This window comes from Lysobacter sp. KIS68-7 (assembly GCF_021284745.1).
In the GTDB taxonomy this organism is placed as follows: domain Bacteria; phylum Pseudomonadota; class Gammaproteobacteria; order Xanthomonadales; family Xanthomonadaceae; genus Noviluteimonas.
This window is the reverse complement of record NZ_CP089925.1, coordinates 576,973-597,242: the sequence shown is the minus strand read 5'-3', so window position 1 is coordinate 597,242 and position 20,270 is coordinate 576,973. Positions and strand designations below refer to the sequence as shown.

The 20,270-nt window shown below is 66.7% G+C and carries 20 protein-coding genes; 16 read left to right on the top strand and 4 right to left on the bottom strand.

What is annotated here, in order from left to right:
* The first annotated feature begins 2 nt into the window (after positions 1-2).
* The 6 genes from LVB87_RS02830 to LVB87_RS02805 are packed head-to-tail and all read left to right on the top strand — an operon-like array spanning position 3 to position 7,597.
* Complete coding sequence (locus LVB87_RS02830) at positions 3-1,325, top strand: amino acid permease (protein ID WP_232899404.1); 1,323 nt, start codon at positions 3-5, stop codon at positions 1,323-1,325.
* A 12-nt stretch (positions 1,326-1,337) separates the two neighbouring features.
* Positions 1,338-2,657 (top strand): aromatic ring-hydroxylating dioxygenase subunit alpha, encoded by a 1,320-nt coding sequence (locus tag LVB87_RS02825; RefSeq protein ID WP_232899403.1) that lies wholly within the window; start codon positions 1,338-1,340, stop codon positions 2,655-2,657.
* Between the two features lie 23 nt (positions 2,658-2,680).
* The gene (locus LVB87_RS02820; RefSeq protein ID WP_232899402.1) at positions 2,681-3,877 is read left to right on the top strand and encodes an aminomethyltransferase family protein; all 1,197 of its coding nucleotides are present in this window, start codon (positions 2,681-2,683) and stop codon (positions 3,875-3,877) included.
* Positions 3,874-5,457 (top strand): NAD(P)/FAD-dependent oxidoreductase, encoded by a 1,584-nt coding sequence (locus LVB87_RS02815; RefSeq protein ID WP_232899401.1) that lies wholly within the window; start codon positions 3,874-3,876, stop codon positions 5,455-5,457. Before LVB87_RS02820 ends, LVB87_RS02815 begins: the two co-directional genes overlap by 4 nt.
* A 3-nt stretch (positions 5,458-5,460) precedes the next feature.
* Positions 5,461-6,969: an NAD(P)/FAD-dependent oxidoreductase gene (locus LVB87_RS02810; protein WP_232899400.1), complete on the top strand. Its 1,509-nt coding sequence runs from the start codon at positions 5,461-5,463 to the stop codon at positions 6,967-6,969.
* A 40-nt stretch (positions 6,970-7,009) separates the two neighbouring features.
* Entirely contained in the window at positions 7,010-7,597 is a 588-nt protein-coding gene (locus LVB87_RS02805) for a hypothetical protein (protein ID WP_232899399.1), read from the top strand.
* 394 nt (positions 7,598-7,991) lie between these two features.
* Here LVB87_RS02805 and LVB87_RS02800 read toward each other — a convergent pair whose 3' ends face one another.
* Positions 7,992-8,486 (bottom strand): MarR family winged helix-turn-helix transcriptional regulator, encoded by a 495-nt coding sequence (locus LVB87_RS02800; RefSeq protein ID WP_232899398.1) that lies wholly within the window; start codon positions 8,484-8,486, stop codon positions 7,992-7,994.
* A gap of 61 nt (positions 8,487-8,547) precedes the next feature.
* On the opposite strand from LVB87_RS02800, the gene hppD reads away from it, so the two are divergent.
* The 7 genes from hppD to LVB87_RS02765 are packed head-to-tail and all read left to right on the top strand — an operon-like array spanning position 8,548 to position 15,165.
* A complete protein-coding gene (gene hppD, locus LVB87_RS02795) occupies positions 8,548-9,639 on the top strand; it encodes a 4-hydroxyphenylpyruvate dioxygenase (protein WP_232899397.1) in 1,092 nt (363 codons plus the stop codon).
* Between the two features lie 23 nt (positions 9,640-9,662).
* Positions 9,663-10,958 (top strand): homogentisate 1,2-dioxygenase, encoded by a 1,296-nt coding sequence (gene hmgA / locus LVB87_RS02790; protein ID WP_232899396.1) that lies wholly within the window; start codon positions 9,663-9,665, stop codon positions 10,956-10,958.
* A 43-nt stretch (positions 10,959-11,001) separates the two neighbouring features.
* Complete coding sequence (locus tag LVB87_RS02785) at positions 11,002-11,652, top strand: hypothetical protein (RefSeq protein ID WP_232899395.1); 651 nt, start codon at positions 11,002-11,004, stop codon at positions 11,650-11,652.
* 39 nt (positions 11,653-11,691) lie between these two features.
* A complete protein-coding gene (locus tag LVB87_RS02780; RefSeq protein ID WP_232899394.1) occupies positions 11,692-12,645 on the top strand; it encodes a sodium:calcium antiporter in 954 nt (317 codons plus the stop codon).
* Between the two features lie 30 nt (positions 12,646-12,675).
* The gene (gene nhaA / locus LVB87_RS02775; protein ID WP_232899393.1) at positions 12,676-13,902 is read left to right on the top strand and encodes a Na+/H+ antiporter NhaA; all 1,227 of its coding nucleotides are present in this window, start codon (positions 12,676-12,678) and stop codon (positions 13,900-13,902) included.
* 1 nt (position 13,903) lies between these two features.
* Entirely contained in the window at positions 13,904-14,764 is an 861-nt protein-coding gene (locus LVB87_RS02770; protein WP_232899392.1) for an NAD-dependent epimerase/dehydratase family protein, read from the top strand.
* 23 nt (positions 14,765-14,787) lie between these two features.
* Entirely contained in the window at positions 14,788-15,165 is a 378-nt protein-coding gene (locus LVB87_RS02765; RefSeq protein WP_232899391.1) for a DUF5329 domain-containing protein, read from the top strand.
* Between the two features lie 4 nt (positions 15,166-15,169).
* On the opposite strand, the gene LVB87_RS02760 is transcribed toward LVB87_RS02765, so the two are convergent.
* From LVB87_RS02760 to LVB87_RS02750, 3 genes are read right to left on the bottom strand one after another with little or no spacing between them, the layout of a single operon-like run.
* Complete coding sequence (locus LVB87_RS02760) at positions 15,170-16,084, bottom strand: DMT family transporter (protein ID WP_232899390.1); 915 nt, start codon at positions 16,082-16,084, stop codon at positions 15,170-15,172.
* Positions 16,078-16,578 (bottom strand): Mpo1-like protein, encoded by a 501-nt coding sequence (locus LVB87_RS02755; RefSeq protein WP_232899389.1) that lies wholly within the window; start codon positions 16,576-16,578, stop codon positions 16,078-16,080. The genes LVB87_RS02760 and LVB87_RS02755 overlap by 7 nt, the downstream gene beginning before the upstream one ends.
* A gap of 17 nt (positions 16,579-16,595) precedes the next feature.
* Positions 16,596-17,498, bottom strand: a complete 903-nt coding sequence (locus LVB87_RS02750) for a phosphoribosylaminoimidazolesuccinocarboxamide synthase (protein WP_232900436.1) — start codon at positions 17,496-17,498, stop codon at positions 16,596-16,598.
* Between the two features lie 82 nt (positions 17,499-17,580).
* On the opposite strand from LVB87_RS02750, the gene LVB87_RS02745 reads away from it, so the two are divergent.
* From LVB87_RS02745 to trpE, 3 genes are all read left to right on the top strand, one after another.
* A complete protein-coding gene (locus tag LVB87_RS02745; RefSeq protein ID WP_232899388.1) occupies positions 17,581-17,916 on the top strand; it encodes a DnaJ domain-containing protein in 336 nt (111 codons plus the stop codon).
* Positions 17,917-17,940: 24 nt separating this feature from the next.
* Complete coding sequence (gene rpe / locus LVB87_RS02740; protein WP_232899387.1) at positions 17,941-18,615, top strand: ribulose-phosphate 3-epimerase; 675 nt, start codon at positions 17,941-17,943, stop codon at positions 18,613-18,615.
* Positions 18,616-18,730: 115 nt separating this feature from the next.
* A complete protein-coding gene (gene trpE, locus LVB87_RS02735; protein ID WP_232900434.1) occupies positions 18,731-20,206 on the top strand; it encodes an anthranilate synthase component I in 1,476 nt (491 codons plus the stop codon).
* Positions 20,207-20,270 lie beyond the last annotated feature (64 nt).

Below are 20,270 nucleotides of genomic sequence, written 5' to 3'. Positions count from 1 at the left end.
CAATGAGCAGTGAGATCGACAACGGCCAGCGCAAGCTCGGCTTCTGGATGTGCACGGCGCTGGTGGTGGGCAACACGATCGGCATCGGCATCTTCCTCCTGCCGGCATCGCTGGCGCCCTACGGGTTCAATGCCACGATCGGGTGGCTGGTCACGGTGCTCGGTTGCGTGGCGCTCGCGCGGGTCTTCGCGCGCCTGGCGCGCGAGATGCCGCAGTCCGACGGGCCTTACGGTTACATCCGCGCGACGCTCGGCGACATCCCCGCGTTCCTGTCGATCTGGTGTTACTGGGTGTCGCTGTGGATCACCAACGCGGCGATCGCCACCGGCGTGGTCGGTTACCTCGGCTCGGTGTTTCCCGCCGTGGCGACGATGTCGCCGGCGTTGGTCGCGCTGGCGCTGCTGTGGTTTTTCGTCATCGTCAACCTGTTCGGCGTGCGCACCGGCGGCCGCGTGCAGGTGGTGACCACCGCGCTCAAGCTCGTGCCGATGGTGGCCGTCGCGTTGCTCGGCATCTGGTTGCTGCTCACGCAGCCGGCGGTCTACACCGCGCATCCGCCGACCGCGCCCGTGCACCTGGGCGATATCGTCACCGCCTCGACGATCGCCTTGTTCGCGATGCTCGGCCTGGAGTCGGCCACCGTGCCGGCCTCGCGCGTCCATGACCCCGCACGCACCATTCCGCGCGCGACGGTCGCCGGTACGGTGCTCACCGCCGTGGTCTACATCATCGTGTCGACCGTCCCGATGATGCTGATCCCGCAGGAAGAACTCGCCAGCGCCACGGCGCCGTTCGCGATGGTGATGGACCGCTTCGCGGGTGCGGGCGTCGGGCGCTGGCTCGCGCTGTTCGTGGTCGTGAGCGGCCTCGGCGCGCTCAACGGGTGGACGCTGCTGGTCGGCGAGCTCACGCGCACGATGGCGGTCAACGGCGTGATGCCGAAGGTGCTGGCGCGCAACAACGGCCGCGGCGCCCCTGCGATCGCGCTTTTGGTCACCGGTGTGCTCGGCACCGGCATGGTCCTGATGAGTTACAGCAAGTCGCTGGTGGAGGGCTTCACCTTCCTCACCAAGGTGGTGACGGCGGCGAACCTGCCCCTGTACCTGTGCTGCTCGCTCGCCCTGGCGGTGCTGTGGCATCGCGGCGACAAGGCCGGCGTGCGCGGGATGTTGCCGATCGCGCTGCTGGGCGCCGGCTACGCGACCTTCGCCTTCGTCGGCCTGGGCCACGAGCCCTTCATGCTGGGCCTGGTGCTCGCGGCGGCGGGCCTTCCGCTCTACGTGCTCATGCTCCTGCGTCGCCGCCGCGAAGCCGCAGTGGCTTAAAATCCTGAAGATATGAACACTTTCGTCGCCGACAGCGAAGACAACCACGCCCGCATGGGCGAAGCGGTGGCCGTGCAGATGCGCGACCGCGACGCCGGCCTCATGCAGTACTTCTACCGCTCCTCGGTGGTGTACCAGCAGGAGCTCGACAACCTGTTCTTCAAGAGCTGGTTGTGGGCGGGGCATGTCAGCCAGGTCCCGAATCCGGGCGATTACTTCCTGTACGAGATCGGCGAGGAGTCGGTGATCGTCGCGCGCGGCAACGATGGCGAGATCCGCGCGCTGATCAATTCCTGCCGCCACCGCGGTTCGCGTGTATGCGAAGAACGACAGGGCAGCTGCAAGACCTTCGTCTGCCCGTACCACGGTTGGGTGTACGGCACCGACGGCAGCCTGCGCGCAGCGCGCCACATGGATGCGATGCCGGAATTCCGCAAGGAAGACCACGGGCTGAAGCAGGCGCGCGTGGCCGTGCGCTTCGGCCTGATCTTCATCAACTTCGATCCGGACGCCTACGACTACAACGTCGCGCTGGCGCAGCTCGACGCGCAGCTTGGCCCGTATCGCCTGGAGAACGCGAAGATCGCGCACCGCGAGACCTATTCGGTCGACGCGAACTGGAAGATCGCGCTGGGCAACTACCTCGAGTGCTACCACTGCGACACCGCGCATCGTGCGTACTCGAAGCTCCACACCTTCAAGGAACGCGAAGCGGTCGTCGCGCCGATCAACCGTGCGATGTGGGAACGCGCCGAGCGCGAGACCGGCGTGCACGACATCGAAAAAGCGCTGTATCGCATGTTCCGCGAGGCGCCGGGCTTCGGGTCCTGCGTCTACACGAGCCGCTATGCCTTGTTCGACGGCTACGTGACGGGCAGCCGCGACGGCACGCCGGTCGCGCCGCTGATGGGCGAGTTCAAGGGTTACGACGGCGGCGCGGGCGACTACCAGCTCGGCCCGCTGACCTACATGCTCAACTACCCGGACCACTGCATCCTGTTCCGCTACGTCCCCTTCGGGAAGGACAAGACGGACATGGAGATCGTTTGGTTCGTCAACGGCGATGCGGTGGAAGGCGTCGACTACGACCGCGAGAAGCTGGTGTGGCTGTGGCACGTCACCACGCTGGAAGACAAGCGGATCATGACGCTCAATGCCGCGGGCGTGAATTCGCGCTTCTTCGAGCCGGGCCCCCAACATCCCGAATTCGAGGACACGCCCAAGCGTTTCGTCGATTGGTACCTGCACGCGCTGTCCGGCGATTTCACCGTGGTGCCGCCCACCGTGCGCGCGCACCGCACCAGTTCCTGCGAAATGTCGGAACACCCCTGATCCATTCCGGAATCAAAAACCCGATGTTCCAGCTCAAACACACGCCCTTCCACGAGCGCACGTCGAAGCTCAGCCTGCCGCAGAACTGGCGGCGCTGGGCCGGCCACATCGTGGTCGGCTCCTACGACCTGCATGTCGAACGCGAGTACTGGGCGATTCGCGACGCGGTCGCGCTGATCGATGTCTCGCCCTTGATGAAGTACATGATCGAAGGCCCCGACGCCGCGCGCCTGCTCGACAAGCTCACGCCGCGCGACATCGGCAAGATGGCCGTCGGCCAGGTCGGTTACACCGGTTGGTGCGACGACGAAGGCAAGCTGCTCGACGACGGCACGATCTCGCGCCTGGGCGAGCAGACATTCCGGCTCACGTCGGCCGAGCCCTCGTTGCGCTGGCTGTCGATGAACGCGGTCGGCATGGACGTGTCGATCACCGAAGTCACCGAGAAGATGGGCGCGCTGAGCCTGCAGGGCCCGAAAGCGCGCACCGTGCTCAACAAGGTGTGCGGCAAGACGCTCGACAAGCTGAAGTACTTCCGGGTGATGGAGAACACGCTCGCCGGGAAGAAAGTGACGATCTCGCGCACCGGTTACACCGGCGACCTCGGCTTCGAAATCTGGATGGAAGTCGCCGACGCATTGGCGGTGTGGGATGCGCTGATGGAAGCGGGCCGCGACTACGGCATCGTGCCCTGCGGCATCCTCGCGATGGACATGGCGCGCGTCGAGGCTGGTCTGTTCATGATCGACGTCGACTACACCGCGGCCAACCACGCGTGGATCGAAGGCCAGAAATCCTCGCCGCTGGAGATGGGCCTGGATTGGGCCGTGCATCTGGACAAGCCCGGTTACTTCGTCGGCCGCCGCGCGCTGGAGCGCGAACAGAAGGCGGGTTCGGCGTGGAAGCTCATGGGCTTCGAAGTCGATTGGGCAGGCATGGAGCCGCTGTTCGCGAAGGTCGGTTTGCCGCCGCAGATTCCCGCGATGGCGGTGCGCGGCAGCCTGCCGGTGAAGCAGGGTGAAACGCAGGTCGGTTATGCATCGACCAGCACGTGGTCGCCGGTGCTGAAGACCTACATCGCGCTGGTGCATTTGCAGAAACCGTATTACGAACCCGGCACGGCGCTGACGATGGAAGTCACCGTCGAGCACAAGCGCCTGCAGGCGCCTGGCAAGGTCGTGAAGCTGCCGTTCTATGAGCCGGAGTGGAAGAAGAAATGAGCAGCAACCAATACGACGCCATCGTCATCGGCGCCGGCCACAACGGTCTGATCGCAGCGGCCTACCTCGCACGCGCGGGCAAGAAGGTCTGCGTACTCGAACGCCGCGAAGTCGTCGGCGGCGCCGCGGTCACGGCCGAACCGTTCCCCGGCTATCGCTTCAGCCAGTTCTCCTACGTCGTCAGCCTGCTGCGTCCGGAGATCATCCGCGACCTCGAACTGCCGCGGCACGGCTTGAAGATCCTGCCGCTGCCGAGCACGGTCACGCCGATGGACAACGGTGATTACCTCGCCGCATGGGACGACCATGACCTGACGCGTCAGGAGCTGTATCGCCACTCGCCGCGCGATGCCGAAGCGAGCGACGAATACGGCCGCGTGATGGCGCGCGCCGCGAAGGCGATCAAACCGATCCTCGGCCTGGTACCGCCGGATCCCTCGTCGATGAGCCCGCGCGACATGCTGCGCATGCTCAAGGTCGGCCAGTACGCGAAGAGCCTGTCGGAAAAGGAGCTGTACCAGATCGCCAAGCTGCTCACGCAGTCGGCGGCGGACCTGCTTAACGACTGGTTCGAATTCGATCCGCTCAAGGGCACCAAGTCGGCGAGCGGCATCATCGGCACCTTCCTCGGTCCGAATTCGCCGGGCACGGCCTACGTGCTGCTGCACCATTACATGGGTGAGATCGACGGCGCGTTCCGCGCCTGGGGTTTCTGCAAGAACGGCAACGGCGGCGTGACGCAGGCGATCGCGAGTTCCGCGCGTGCGCTCGGCGTCGAGATCCGCACCAATGCCTCCGTGCAGCAGGTCATCGTCAAGGGCGGCCGCGCCGCGGGCGTGGCGCTGGCCAACGGCGATGAGCTGCAGGCGAAGGTCGTCATCTCCGCCGCCGACCCGAAGCGCAGCTTCCTGCAGTTCGTCGAGCAGAAGCACCTGCCCGGCGAGTTCGTCGAGCAGATCAAGAACTTCCGTGTGCGCGGCTCGTCCGGCAAGGTCAACATCGCGCTCAGCGAGCTGCCGGACTTCACCTGCCTGCCGGGCGAAGGCCCGTTGCATCGCGGTGCGATCTCGATCAGCCCGAGCATGGAATACATCGAACGCGCCTACGATGAAGCGAAGTACGGCCAGTTCGCGAAGAACCCTTATATCGACATGATCATCCCCTCGATGATCGACCGCGACATGGCGCCTCCGGGCCACCACGTGATGTCGTGCTTCGTGCAGTACGCGCCCTACGACATCGAAGGCGGTTGGGACGATGCCAAGCGCGATGCCTTCGGCGAGACGGTGATCTCCACCATCGAGCGCTATGCGCCGAACATCCGCCGCGCCATCGTCGGCAAGCAGGTGATCACGCCGAAGGACATCGAGATGATCGCCGGCATCACGGGCGGCAACATTTTCCACGGCGAATTGCTGCTGCACCAATTGTTCTTCCTGCGCCCGGCGCCGCAATGGGCCGATTTCCGCACGCCGCTGCCGGGTTACTACTTCGGCGCGTCCGGCGCGCATCCGGGCGGTGGCGTCATGGGCGCGGCCGGCAAGCTGGCCGCACAGGAAGTCCTCAAGGATTGGAAGTAAACGATGAGCGCGAACAAGCAGTACGACACGATCATCGTCGGCGCGGGCCACAACGGCCTGGTCGCTGCGAACTACCTCGCGAAGGCCGGCAGGAAGGTGCTGGTGCTCGAACGGCGCGATCGCGCGGGCGGACAGCTCGCAGGTGAAGCGTTCGACGGCGCCGCCTTCGATCCGCTGCATGCCGGTGGACAGTTGCGCCCGGACATCGTGCGCGACCTAGACCTGGCGAAGCACGGGCTCGCGACCGGCAAGCCCGCGCCTTACGTCTCGCTGCTGCCCGATGGCCGCCGCCTCGTGCTCGACACGGCGAACGAAGCCGCCACGCGCGAATCCATTCGTCAGTTCTCCGCCAACGACGCTCAGCGCTGGCCCGAGTTCGTCGCCTTCATGGACCGCGCCGCCGCGTTCCTCGACGCTGCGTATCGCACGCCGATGCCGCGCCTGCCGCACGTCACGCTGGCCGAGGGCTGGCCGTTGGCGAAGCTCGCATGGACCCTGCGTCGCCTCGGTGGCAAGGACATGTTCCGCGTCATCCGCATGATGTCGATGTCGACGGTGGAGTTCACCGAAGAGTGGTTCGAATCCGAGGAACTGAAGGCCGCCATCGCCGCGGTCGGCATCCATGGCTTCACGCTTGGTTCGATGTCGGCGGGCACCGGCTACACGCTGATGCACAACTGGCTCAACCGCGGCGGCCTGGCGCATCGCGCGGGCGGCAGCGCGCAGATCGCCAACGCGCTGGTTGCGGCGCTCAAGGCGAACGGCGGCGAGCTGCGCACGGCCACGGGCGTGAAGCGCATCCTCGTCGAGCGTTCGCGCGCGGCGGGCGTGCAACTCGAGAACGGTGAAGAGATCCGCGCGGCGAACGTGTTTTCCGCCGCCGATCCGCGCAACACGCTGCTGAAGCTCGTCGGCGCGCCCGAACTGCCGACCGAATTCGTCTGGCACGTGCAGTCGATCAAGATGCGCGGCTCGCTGGCGAAGGTGCACCTGCGCACGGACGGAAGTCATGGCATTCCGGCGGGCACGCTCGCATTGGCGCCGACGCTCAAGTACCTGGAGCGCGCGTTCGACGCGGCGAAGTACGGCGAGCTCGCGCAGAAGCCCTACCTGGAAGTCACGACCGCAGGCGACGTCGTTTCGATCCACATGCAGTCTGCGCCGTACAAACTGCGCGGCACCAACTGGAACGACGCGCACGCGGAAGTCGAACGCATCGCGATCGAAACGCTGGCGGAGCAGTTCCCTTCGCTGAAGTCCTCGATCCGCGAAGTCCGCACGCTCACGCCGGTGGACCTGGAACGCGAGTACGCGCTGACCGAAGGCGACCTCAACCACGGCCAGCTGATCCTCGACCAGATGTTCTTCATGCGCCCGTTGCCGGGCTGGTCGAACCACGCCACGCCGATCGATGGCCTGTACCTGTGCGGCAACGGCGTGCATGGCGGCGCAGGCATCAGCGGTGCGGCCGGGCGCAACGCGGCAACGAAGGTGTTGGCCGAGAAAGCCTGAGCATCACGTTCCCCCGGCAGTGACCTGCGCGGGGGCAGCGGTGAACAACCAGTTCGACTACGTGATGGCGCCGGTGTCGATCGTGGTCGGCCTGGCGATCGGGCACATCCTCGCTGCGCTCGGCGTCGCGGTGAACCGGCTGCGCGGGCATGGCAAACCGATCCACCTGGAAGTGGTCTTCCTCTCGTGGGCCGCTTACGTGCTCGTGTGGATCGTGTCGTTCTGGTGGTGGGAGTTCAAATTCGACGAGCTCGGCACGACCTGGACGTACGGGCTGTACCTGTTCGTCCTGGTGTACGCGATGGTGCTGTTCCTGCTCGCGGTGATCCTCGTGCCGCGCGGCATGAAGGACCTCGACGATTCCTACGCGTGGTTCATGGCCGACAGGCGTTGGTTCTTCTCGATGATCATCGTCGCCAACGTGCTGGACATCCTCGATTCCTGGGTGAAGAGCAGTGCATGGGCGTTTCGTCCCTTGTATCTGATCTGGTTCACGACGACGACGGTCGGCGTGATCGTCGGCATGCGTTCGGAAAGCAGGCGCGTCCAGCAGGTGCTCGCAGTCGGCTTGCTTGCATACCAGGTGATCTACACCGGGGCTGAGTTGAACGTTTTGGGGCGGTGGTAGCGGAGAGCAAAAGCCTCGGCTTCGGAAGGACGGCCTGTCACCCGCTCGATGGGCACGCCTGTCGGAGCGCCTCCAAGCCGCATCCATGCAACCGGAGCTCCGCCCGCCTCGCCATCCATGGCGGGGCTGCAGTCATGCCCATCGAGCGTGTGCCAGGCCTCCACCGCAGTTCACCTTCTGCGGCTTCGGTGAAAAGCATCTAACGCAGCGCACTCGCAAATCGCGGTGGAGGACCGGCACGCACTCGGTTGTCGCGACTGCAGGGCGGCCATGGATGGCCACCCGGGCGGAGCTCCGGTTGCATGGATGCGGCTTGAAGGCGCTCCGACAGGCGCGATAACCGAGGGCGGGTCGGTCCGGCCTCCCCGGAGCCGATGACGCTTTTAAAACGGCGTCATTCGAGCATCGCGGGCAAACCTTCGTTCGCGAGTTTTTCCAGGATCCGCTCCAGCTGCCGACGCTCCTCCGCATCCAGCGTCGCGAGCAACTTGCGCTCGCGGCCCAATGCGAGTGGCACGATCTCGTCGTAGATACGAATGCCCGCCTCGCTCAACGTGAGCACCGAACGGCGGCGATCGTCGCCGTGCATCTCGCGCGTCAGCAACCCGCGCTCGAGCAAATGCGCCACCGCACGACTCACCGCCACCTTGTCCATCGCCGTGCGTTCGGCCACCGCATTCGCGCTCAACTCGGGGTAACGCCCGAGCACCGCGATCACCCGCCACTCGGTGATGCCGAAGCCGAAGCGCGCCTGGTAAAGCCGGGCGATCGCCTGGCTGATGCGGTTGGACAGGACGCTCAGCCGGTAGGGCAGGAACCGGTCGAGGTCGAGCTCGGCGTGGTCCTCCGGGCTGGGTGGGACGCTGGTTTTGGTCGGTTCAGCGCTCATGGTTTCATCTGAAACTATGGGGGTGTAGGATGCCACCTTTCAGTTCAGCCGGAACAATGCCATGAACGCCCAGCCCAACCTCGGCATGCAGGTCACCACCTTCGAGAACCCGATGGGGATCGACGGGTTCGAGTTCGTCGAGTTCGCCGCGCCGCAGGGCCAGGGCGACATGCTGCACGACTACTTCCGCCGCATGGGGTTCACCGCCGTGCTGCGCCACAAGACCCGCCCGATCACGGTGTACCGCCAGGGCGGCGTCAACTTCCTCGTGAACGAGGATCCCGATTCCTTCGCCGCCGATTTCGCGGCCGCGCACGGCCCGAGCGCCTGCGGCTTCGCGATCCGCTTCAAGAAGCCGGCCGATGAAGTCTGCAAGGTCGTGCTTGGCAACGGCGGCGAAGCGATTTCGCACAAGCCGCAGTCCAAGGCCGTCGACGCGCCGGTGGTGAAGGGCATCGGCGATTGCATGCTGTACCTGGTCGACAAGTACGGCGACAAGGGCTCGATGTACGAAGACTTCCTGCCGGTGCAGGGCGCGGACCAAAACCCGAAGGGCTTCGGCCTGACCTTCATCGACCACCTCACGCACAACCTCTTCTTCGGCAACATGCAGAAGTGGTCGGATTACTACGAGCGCCTGTTCAACTTCCGCGAGATTCGCTACTTCGACATCAAGGGCGCGAAGACCGGCCTGGTGTCCAAGGCGATGACCGCGCCGGATGGCGTCGTGCGCATCCCGCTCAACGAATCCAGCGATCCGAAGTCGCAGATCAACGAATACCTCGACGCCTACAAGGGCGAGGGCATCCAGCACATCGCGTGCTTCACGGACAACATCTACGACACCGTGGAAGCGATGCGCGCGCAGGGCGTCGAATTCCTCGACACGCCCGAAACCTATTTCGACGTGATCGACCAGCGCGTTCCGAACCACGGCGAAGACGTGCCGCGCCTGGCGCGAAACAAGATCCTGATCGACGCCGACCCGGAAACCAAGCAGCGCAAGCTGCTGCAGATCTTCACGCAGAACGCCATCGGCCCGATCTTCTTCGAGATCATCCAGCGCAAGGGCAACGAAGGCTTCGGCGAAGGCAACTTCCAGGCGTTGTTCGAGAGCATCGAACGCGACCAGATGCGCCGCGGCGTGCTGTAAGAACGCACTCGAAGGGGACGAGGATGCAATCGACCGGTTACCAGACGGGCTTCGCCAACGAGTTCGCCACCGAAGCGGTCGCGGGCGCCTTGCCCGTCGGGCGCAACTCGCCGCAGAAGGTGGCGCATGGCTTGTATGCCGAACAGGTCAGCGGCACGGCGTTCACCGCGCCGCGTCGCGAGAACCGCCGCAGCTGGTTGTATCGCATGCGTCCGGCGGCGATGCACGGAACGTTCGAAGCGTTCGTCCAGCCTCGCTTCCACAATGATTTCGGCGATGGCCCGGTGTCCCCCGATCAGTTGCGCTGGAGCCCGCTGCCGATGCCGTCGGCGTCGGCGGACTTCATCGAAGGCCTCTTCACGATGGCCGGCAATGGCTCGGCCGCGAGCCAGCATGGCGTCGGCATCCACCTGTACGCGGCCAACCGCGACATGGCCGATCGTTACTTCTACGACGCCGATGCGGAGCTGCTGATCGTCCCGCAGCAGGGCCGCCTGCACATCGAAACCGAGCTCGGCGTGCTGGACATCGAGCCGCAGGAAATCGCGCTCATTCCGCGCGGCATCCGCTTCCGCGTTGCCTTGCCCGATGGCGAAGCGCGCGGTTATGTGTGCGAAAACTTCGGTGCGCTGGTGCGCCTGCCGGACCTCGGTCCGATCGGCAGCAACGGCCTGGCCAATCCACGCGACTTCATGACGCCGAACGCGGCCTTCGAAGACCGCGAAGGCGAATTCGAACTGATCGCCAAGTTCCAGGGCCACCTGTGGCGCGCATCGATCGGCCATTCGCCGCTCGACGTCGTGGCCTGGCACGGCAACTACGCGCCGTGCAAATACGACCTGCGCCGATTCAACACGATCGGCTCGATCAGCTACGACCATCCCGATCCGTCGATCTTCACCGTGCTCACCTCGCCGAGCGATACGCCCGGCACGGCGAACCTGGATTTCGTCGTGTTCCCGCCGCGCTGGCTCGTCGCGCAGGACACCTTCCGCCCGCCGTGGTTCCACCGCAACGTCGCGAGCGAATTCATGGGCCTGGTGACGGGCGTGTACGACGCGAAGGCAGAAGGGTTCGCACCGGGCGGCGCTTCGCTGCACAACAGCATGAGCGGCCACGGGCCGGATGCGGCGACGTTCGAAAAAGCATCGAACGCCGACCTCGCCAAGCCCGACGTCATCAAGGACACGATGGCCTTCATGTTCGAGACGCGCGCGGTGATCCGCCCGACGCAACAGGCCATGGACGCTGCGCACCGCCAGCGCGACTACCAGCACTGCTGGACCGGTCTGAAGAAGCACTTCGTGGCGCCGCGTTGACACGCGCCCTGTAGGCTCCGCGCATTCGACCAAGGAGATTCGAATGCGCGCCCTGCTGCTGACGACCAGCCTCGCCATCGCCTGCACCGCCTGCACGGGGCGCGAAGCCCCGAGCGCAACGACGCCTGCGTCGTCGACCGCTGCCGCACCCACGGCCGCCACGGTCATCGCGCCCCCGGCCGTCACCACCGCGGCGCCCGCAGCCACCACCGTGGCGCCGCCCGCGACCGGCCCCATGCCCGCCGAAGGCGCGATCACCTTCAATGGCTTCGGCCCCGCGCCCTGGGGCGCGAGCGAAGAACAGGTCCGCCAGGCGTGGGGCAGGGATCTGGAAGGCGCGCAGACCGAACCGAACGGCTGCTACTACCTCTTCCCGCAGCCACGCACGGAAAGCGGATATCGCATCGCCTTCATGATGGAAACATCGAAGCTCGGGCGCATCGACGTGCGCGTTCCCGAGATCGCCGCGCCCGGCGGTGGTCGCGTGGGCATGGACAAGGCCGAGCTGCATCGCCTGTACCCGGCGATCACCGAGCAGAAGCACAAGTACGTCGAAGGCGCGCTCAACCTGCGCGCGATGGATCCGCAGGGCGGGCCGGGCGTGATCCTGTTCGAGCTCGACGCGCAGGGGAAGGCGACCGCCTGGCGCGTCGGCGTGCCTCCGCAGGTGGATTACGTGGAAGGTTGTTCCTGACGTTAGACTCGCACCGCCTTGTCCACCGGAGGGATGCCGATGTTCGAAGTCTGGGGTTTTTTCGTGCTCGGCCTCGCGTTCCTGATGCTGGGCGGCGATTCGGTGGTGAAGGGAGCCAACGGGCTCGCGAAGCACTACGGGCTGTCGCCGTTCGCCACCGGCCTGGTCCTCGTCGCCTTCGCGACCTCCATTCCCGAACTCGTCGTCAATGCACGCGCGGCCTTCGTCGGCGCGCAGTCGCTGGCGCTGGGCAACGCGGTCGGCAGCAACCTCGTCAACTTCGGCCTGACCCTCGGCCTGGCCGCGCTCACCGCGCCGCTGGTCGTGCGCTGGCGCGCGCTGTCGCCGCTGCTCGTCTGTTTCATCGTGCTCGGCATCGCGACGATCGGGCTGGGCTACGACGGCGTGCTGTCGCGCATGGACGGCATGCTGCTGTTGCTCGCGTTCGTCGCCGTCGTGGCCTTCGCCTTCGCGCGTTCGCGCAGCGACAGCGACGAAGTGCGCAAGGTGCTCGACGAATACTCCGAGACGCGCGGCGGACTCGGCATGAACATCGCGCGATTCGTCATCGCGGCGATCGTGCTTTGCTACGGCGCGAAGTGGATCGTGTCCAGCGCGCCTGCAGTCGGCGCCTCGCTCGGCATGGGACCGCTCCTCACGGGCCTGGTGCCGGTCGCCATCGGCACGGCGCTGCCGGAAATCGCGGCGGCGGTACTCGCGGCGCGGCGCGGGCAGGGTGAACTGGTCGTCGGCCACGTGATCGGATCGAGCCTGTGCAACCTGACGCTCGTGCTCGGCGGCATGGCGGCGTTTCGTCCCTTGCCCCTGCCTGCGTCCTTCGTCGCCTTCGAAATGCCCGCGGCCGTGGTCTTCGCACTCGCGCTGTATCCGATGCTGCGCGGCGACCTGCGCATCAGCAAGCTGGAAGGCGGCATCCTGGTCGTTGCCTACGCGGCATGGCTTGCGTTCGTGCTGGTAGCGAGGTCGCTTTGATCGCGTCGGGTCGCGGTTAGACTCCCGCGCATGACCGCATCGAACGTCCCCGCGCCCGTCCTCGCACGCGCCATGCGCGCGTTCGCCGAATTCTTCCGCTACGAGGCGGCGGGCGGCATCGTCCTGATCGTCGCGGCCGTGGTCGCGCTGCTCTTCGTCAATTCGCCCTGGCGCGAGACCTACCACGCGCTGCTCGACCTGCCAGTGGAAGTCAGCGCGGGCAACGTGGGCATCGCCAAGCCCTTGCTGTTGTGGGTCAACGACGGCCTGATGGCGATCTTCTTCCTGCTCGTCGCGCTGGAGATCAAGCGCGAAATGGTGGGCGGGCAACTCGCCGGGCGCGCGCAGGTCATCATGCCGATGGTGTGCGCCGTGGCGGGCGTCGCCGTGCCGGCGCTGATCTTCTATGCGCTCAACAGCGAAGACTCCTCGGCCATGCGCGGCTGGGCCGTGCCGACGGCCACCGACATCGCGTTCGCACTGGGCGTGCTCGCCCTGCTTGGCTCGCGCGTGCCGATCGGGATGAAGCTGTTGCTGTCGACGATCGCGGTGGTCGACGACCTGATCGCGATCGTGATCATCGCGGTCTTCTATTCGCATGGCCTGTCGGTGTGGGCGCTCTCGCTCGCGGTGGCGGCAATCGTGTCGATGTTCGCGATGAACCGCCTGGGTGTGAAATCGCTGGTGCCCTACCTGGCGATCGGCGCGGTGCTGTGGGTGTGCGTGCTGAAATCCGGCGTGCACGCCACGCTGGCCGGCGTCGCCACCGGCCTGCTCATTCCGCATGTCGACAAGCGCAACAAGATCGACGATGCCACCGAGCACTCGCCGCTGGAAACGCTGGAGCACGCGCTGCATCCGTGGGTCGCCTTCGCGATCCTGCCGGTGTTCGCGTTCTTCAATGCCGGGCTCGAATTCGGCGACCTGGAAGTCTCGCAGGCGTTCGACAAGTTGCCGTTGGGCATCGCGCTCGGCCTGCTGGTGGGCAAGCCGATCGGCATCGTCGGCGCCGCGCTCGCCTTGCGCGCGCTGGGTTGGGCGCCGTTCCCGCGCGGCATGGACGTGCGCGCGATGCTCGGCCTGGGCCTGTTGTGCGGCATCGGCTTCACGATGAGCCTGTTCATCGGTTCGCTGGCCTACGTGGACGCGGTGCGCTACGAGGAAGCCGTGCTCGGCATCTTCGTCGCTTCGGTCATCTCGGCCGTGCTCGGCATCGCGTGGTTGCGCGCCGTGCTGCCCGAGCGCGCGGAGCCCTGAGGTGCGGCATGCCCTCGTCTTCGGCGCGACCGGACAGATCGGCGAGCCGCTGATCGATCTGCTGGAAGCGGATGGCTGGCGCGTCACCGCCGTGTCGCGACACGCGCAGCGCGATCGCCCGGGCCTGCATTGGCTGGAAGGCAGCCTGCCTGCGTTCGATGGCGCGCCGCGCGAGGTCGATACGATCTTCAGTTGCGGGCCGCTGGACGCATTCGCGCAGTGGTATGCGCGGGCCGCGATCGAATGCCCGCGCGTGGTGGCTTTCGGATCGACGAGCATCGACGTGAAGCGCGGATCGTCGGATCCGAAGGAACGCGAAGTCGCCGAACGGCTGCGCGAGGGCGAGCGCCGCGTGTTCGATCGCGCTGCGTCGGTCGGCGCGCAGGCCACGATGCTGCGCCCCACGCTCGTGTACGGCGTCGGCCGCGACCACACGCTCACGCGCATCGCATCGCTCGCGCATCGCTGGGGTCGCTTCGTGCTGCCGCGCGGTGCGAAGGGGCTGCGCCAGCCCGTGCATGTCGCCGACCTCGCGCAGGCCGCCTTCGCCGCGTGCGATGCGCCGGCCGCGGGTGGGAAGGCCTATGCCTTGCCGGGGGGCGAACGCCTCGCCTACCGCGACATGGTGCAACGCGTGCTCGCGGTCCTCGATCCGCCCCCGACCTTGTACGAAGTTCCCGGCCCCCTGTTCGGCCTCGCCCTGCTCGGCGCCCACGCGATGGGGCGCATCGGCGGTTTCGGCGATGCCGCCGTCGCCCGCATGCGCAGCGACCTGGTGTTCGACCTCGCGCCCGCGCAACAGGATTTCGGCTACGCGCCCCGCGCCTTCCGTCCGACCGCGGCGATGTTCATGCAGCGTTGAACACGCGCCCGCAGACTCCCCGCATGCGCACCTTCATCCTGATTGCCGCACTCCTCGCCGGCCTGCCGTTCGCGTCGCACGCCGCCCAACCCGCTGCGACCAGCGCGCGCACGCCCGCCGCGGAGATCGATGCCCTGATCGATCGCGTCGCCCACGCAAAGGGCGTCGTCTTCATCCGCAACGGCAGCGAATACACCGCGACCGAAGCCGCCGCGCACCTGCAGCGCAAGCGCGAGGCCGCGGGCGCCAAGGTGCGCACGCCGGAACAGTTCATCGACGTGCTCGGTTCCCGATCCTCGATGAGCGGCAAGCCCTATCGCGTGCGCCTGGCCGATGGCCGCGAGATGGACAGCGCGACCTGGCTCAACGGATTGCTGCGCGACCTCCGCACGGGCCGCTGACCCGTCAGATCTCTTCCGGCACCTGCAAGGGCCGCATCTTCGCCAGCGCGCGCAGCGCGATGATCAGCACGCCGCCGAGCACCATCGCGCCGCCGATCCACAGGCGCGGGCCCGGATGGTCGCCCCAGAACACCAGGCCGAGCACGACCGCGAGCATCGGCGCGAGCAATAGCCACGGCGTCACCTGCGCGACCGGATGGCGCTGCACGAGCACGTAATACAAGCCGTGCCCGAGCATCGAGGCGAACACCGCGGAATACACCGCGCCGCCCCAGCCGATCCACGTGGCCTCGCGCAGCGCATGCCAGTTGCCCGGTTCGAACACGGTGCTCAGCAACAGCAGCGGCACCACGCTGATGATCGCCGTCCAGCCTTGCTGGCTGATCATGTTGACGCCGCTCAGCCCGCGCATGAGCACGGTGCCGATCGCCAGGAACACCGCGGACACCAGCATCAGCACGAGCGAGATCGGCGAATCGAGCACGATCGGATCGAAGCCGAGCACCAGCACGCCCGCGAAGCTGATCGCGATCGCCAGGCCCGTGCGCCAACCAAAACGTTCGCCGAGCAACCACCACGCGAGCAGGGCCGCCATGGGCACGTAACTCTGCATCGCGATCGCAGGCGAGGCGAGATCGCCGGCCAAGTGCAAGGACCAGAAACTCAATCCGAAATGCAGCACGCCGTTGCACAGCGCCACCGCGATCAGTCGCGGCCACTGTCCGGCCGGCGGTGCCTTCACGAACCAGACGAGCGCGAGCGCGAGGATCGACAGTCGCACCGCGGTGAACAGGAACGGCGGAATCTCGCGCAGCGCGAAGGCGGAGGTCAGGAAGTTGCAGGCCCATGCAACGCAGATCACGAGCACGAGCGCGAGATCGCGGCCGCGCAGGCCGCCGCCCTGCGCGCCGTTTACCACGCGATGCCCAGCTTGCGCAGGCCCTTGGCGACCACCCAGGCGGGACCGATCAGCAGGTAGGTGAGATCGGTGAGGAAGCTGGGCTTGCGCCCTTCGAACTTGTGGCCGATGAACTGTGCGATCCAGGCGACGACGAACACGCCGATCGCCAGCGACAACACCGTGCGCGCACCGAAGGCGGCATACAGCCACCACGTCACCGCGCCCATGACGACGAACACCGCGACCATCCACAGCCCCAGCATCCGCGAGGCCTTCAGGTAGAACATCGCCGCGGCCACCATCGCCAGGCCCGCGAAGATGCCGGGGCGGAACCAGCCGCCCGGCGGAACCGGGATGCACCACAGCAGCGCGATCACGCTCCACAGGATCGCCGGCACGGCGATCACGTGGATGCGTTGGTTGATGGTGTTGCGGTGGTCGCCGGAATAACTGTCGAACCAACGGTCGATGGGGCGCGCCTGCAAAGCGCTGTCGTCATGCACGGTGTCCATGGCGCCTCCCGTTGTGATCAGTCGACCGAGATCCCGGCCAGGCGCTGCAGCGCCTCGGCGTACTTCGCGCGCGTGCGTTCGATGACATCGGCCGGCAGTCGCGGGCCCGGCGGCGTCTTGTCCCAGCCCACCTGTTCCAGGTAATCGCGCACGAACTGCTTGTCGTAACTCGGCGGGCTGATGCCCACCTTGTATTCGTCGGCAGGCCAGTAGCGCGAGGAATCCGGCGTGAGCATTTCGTCCATCACGTACAGGCGACCGTCTTCATCGGTGCCGAATTCGAACTTGGTGTCGGCCAGGATGATGCCGCGCGCCGCGGCATGGTCGCGTGCATATTCGTACAGGCGCAGCGTGGCGTCGCGCACCTGCTCGGCGAGGTCGGCGCCGACGATGCGCACCATCGTGTCGAAGTCGATGTTCTCGTCGTGGTCGCCCACGGCGGCCTTGGTCGACGGGGTGAAGATCGGTTGCGGCAGTTGTTCCGCCTGGCGCAGGCCGTCGGCCAGCGCGATGCCGCTGACGCGCCCGGTGCGCTGGTAATCCTTCCAGCCGCTGCCGATCAGGTAACCGCGCGCGATCGCTTCCACCGGCACCGGCTTCAGGCGCTTGGTGACCACGGCGCGTTTCGCATACAGCGAGGCATCGACACCCGCGGGCAGCACGCTCGCCACGTCCACGCCGGTGAGATGGTTCGGCATGAGCGCGCTGGTCTTGTCGAACCAGAAGTTGCTGATCTGGCAGAGCATCTCGCCCTTGCCCGGGATCGGATCGGGGAGCACGACATCGAAGGCCGAAAGGCGGTCGGTCGCCACGATCAGCAGCCGGTCGCCCGGCAGCTCGAACACGTCGCGCACCTTGCCGCGGTGCCGGAGCTTGAGCCCGGGCAGGTCGGCCTGGAGGAGGGAGGGTCGGGTCGACAAGGACATCGCCAAGCGCAGCCACTCTGACGCAGGGCGCCGTAGTGTACGCCGGCCCCCGGCTGCGCGCCTGTAGACTGCGCGCATGAATCGTTGGTACGGAAAGCTGCTCGGCGCCTTCGCCGGGGCCGCGCTCCTGCGGTCCAACCCGCTGCTCGGGCTCCTCATCGGCCTGCTGATCGGCCATGCGCTGGATCGCGACTGGTTCAGCGGCCCGAAGGAGGACCCGTACCGGGTGCTCGGCCTCACCGAGGAAGCCACGGATTCGGAGATCGACCTGGCCTACCGCCGCCTGATCGCCCAGTACCACCCCGACCGCCTCGCCAACGCGGCCAGCGACCTGCAACGCCAGGCCGCCGCCCGCGCCGGCGAGATCAATGCCGCCTACGACCGCATCCAGGCGCTGCGCAAGCGCCGCTGACCCCAAGCTACGGACCCTGACGCCATGCAATCGACTGTGATCGCCCCGTCCATCCTCTCGGCGAACTTCGCCAAGCTCGGCGAGGAGGTCGACAACGTCCTGCGCGCCGGCGCCGACTGGGTCCACTTCGACGTCATGGACAACCACTACGTGCCGAACCTGACCATCGGCCCGCTGGTGTGCGAAGCGCTGCGCAAGCATGGCGTGACCGCGCCGATCGACGTGCACCTGATGATCGAACCGGTCGACCGCATCGTCCCGGACTTCGCGAAGGCCGGCGCGTCGATGATCACCTTCCATCCCGAAGCAAGTCGCCATGTGCACCGCACGATCCAGTTGATCAAGTCGCACGGCTGCCAGGCGGGCGTGGTGCTCAATCCGGCGACGCCGATCGACGTGCTCGACTATGTCCTCGAAGAACTCGACATGGTGCTGGTGATGTCGGTGAATCCCGGCTTCGGCGGGCAGGCCTTCATTCCCTCGGCGCTGGAAAAACTGCGCCGCATCCGCGAACGCATCGATGCCACCGGCAAGCCGATCCGCCTGGAAATCGACGGCGGCGTGAAGCCGGACAACATCGCGGAGATCGCCCGTGCGGGCGCGGATACCTTCGTCGCCGGTTCGGCGATCTTCGGCCAGGCCGAATACGCCGATGTCGTGAAGCGCATGAAGGACGCGGTCGCCGCCACGCGCAAGTAAAAAAGCAAAGGCCGATGCCTTGCGGCATCGGCCCTCGTGGAAGCGATCCTGCTTCCGTCCGTCGTCCTTGCGATGGCCTTCGATTCTCCCGGACCGGTGTGACGCCCGCGTGACCATTTCCCTCGAACAATTCCAGCAGTTCGCCGACGCGGGTTACACGCGCATCCCCGTGGTGCGCGAGGTGTTCTCCGATCTCGACACGCCCTTGTCCGTGTACCTCAAGCTCGCGGACGGTCCGCATACCTATCTGTTCGAATCGGTCGAAGGCGGCGAACGCTTCGGGCGTTACTCGATCATCGGACTGCCGGCGCGGCGCGTGTATGCCTTCGCGGGCAACACCTTGTATGTCACCGAGCACGGCGAACTCGCGGGCATGCGCGACGTCGAGGACCCCTTCGCCGAAGTCGAGCGCCTGCGTGCGGAGCACCGCGTGCCGGCATTGCAGGGGCTGCCGGGATTCACCGGTGGGCTGGTGGGCTGGTTCGGTTTCGAATGCGTGCGTTACATCGAAGAGCGCCTGGCCGATGCGAACGACAAGCCGGACGAGCTGGGCACACCCGACATCCTGCTGATGCTCAGCGAAGAGCTCGCGGTGTTCGACAACCTCAAGGGCCGCCTGTACCTGATCGTGCACGCGGACCCGGCCGAGCCGCAGGCGTGGGCGCGCGCGAACCGCCGACTGGATGCGCTCACGCATCGCCTCCGCCACGGCGGGACGGCGTATCCCGAAACGCTGGTGCCTGCGGCGCTGGACGAAAGCCACTTCGTCTCCGGCTTCACGCGCGAAGGCTTCATCGACGCGGTGGAGAAGAGCAAGGCGCTGATCCGCGCGGGCGATATCTTCCAGGTCGTGCTCTCGCAGCGCCTGTCGGTGCCGTTCCAGGCGCGCCCGGTGGATGTGTATCGCGCGCTGCGCGCCTTGAATCCCTCGCCCTACATGTATTTCCTCGACGTCGGCGGCACGCAGGTCGTGGGTTCCTCGCCCGAGATCCTCGTGCGCCTGCAACACGGCGAGATCACCGTGCGTCCGATCGCAGGCACGCGTCCGCGCGGCCGCACGCAGGAAGAAGACGCGGCGCTGGAAGCCGAGTTGCTGGCCGATCCGAAGGAGCGCGCCGAACACCTGATGCTCATCGACCTGGGCCGCAACGATGTCGGTCGCGTGTCGAAGCCGGGCACGGTGGTGGTGGGCGAGCAGTTCGTGATCGAGCGTTACAGCCACGTGATGCACATCGTCAGCGAAGTGACGGGCGAACTGTTGGATGGCCTGTCTTACGCGGACGTGCTGCGCGCGACCTTCCCCGCGGGCACGGTGAGCGGCGCGCCGAAGGTGCGCGCGCTGGAAGTGATCCGCGACTTCGAGCCGATCAAGCGCAACGTGTATTCCGGCGCCGTCGGCTACATCGGCTGGAACGGCGATGCCGACACCGCCATCGCCATCCGCACCGCCGTCATCCAGGACGGCCGCCTGCACGTGCAGGCCGGCGCGGGCATCGTCCACGACTCCGATCCGCAAAAGGAATGGGAGGAGACGATGAACAAGGGCAGGGCGCTGTTCCGCGCCGTGGCGGAGGCGGCGAAAGGCTTGTAACCCCGCGGGTCGGCAGGCGCCGGGCGGTCGGCCGTGAAAGCGGCCGGGTCGCGTTGGCTCCTTT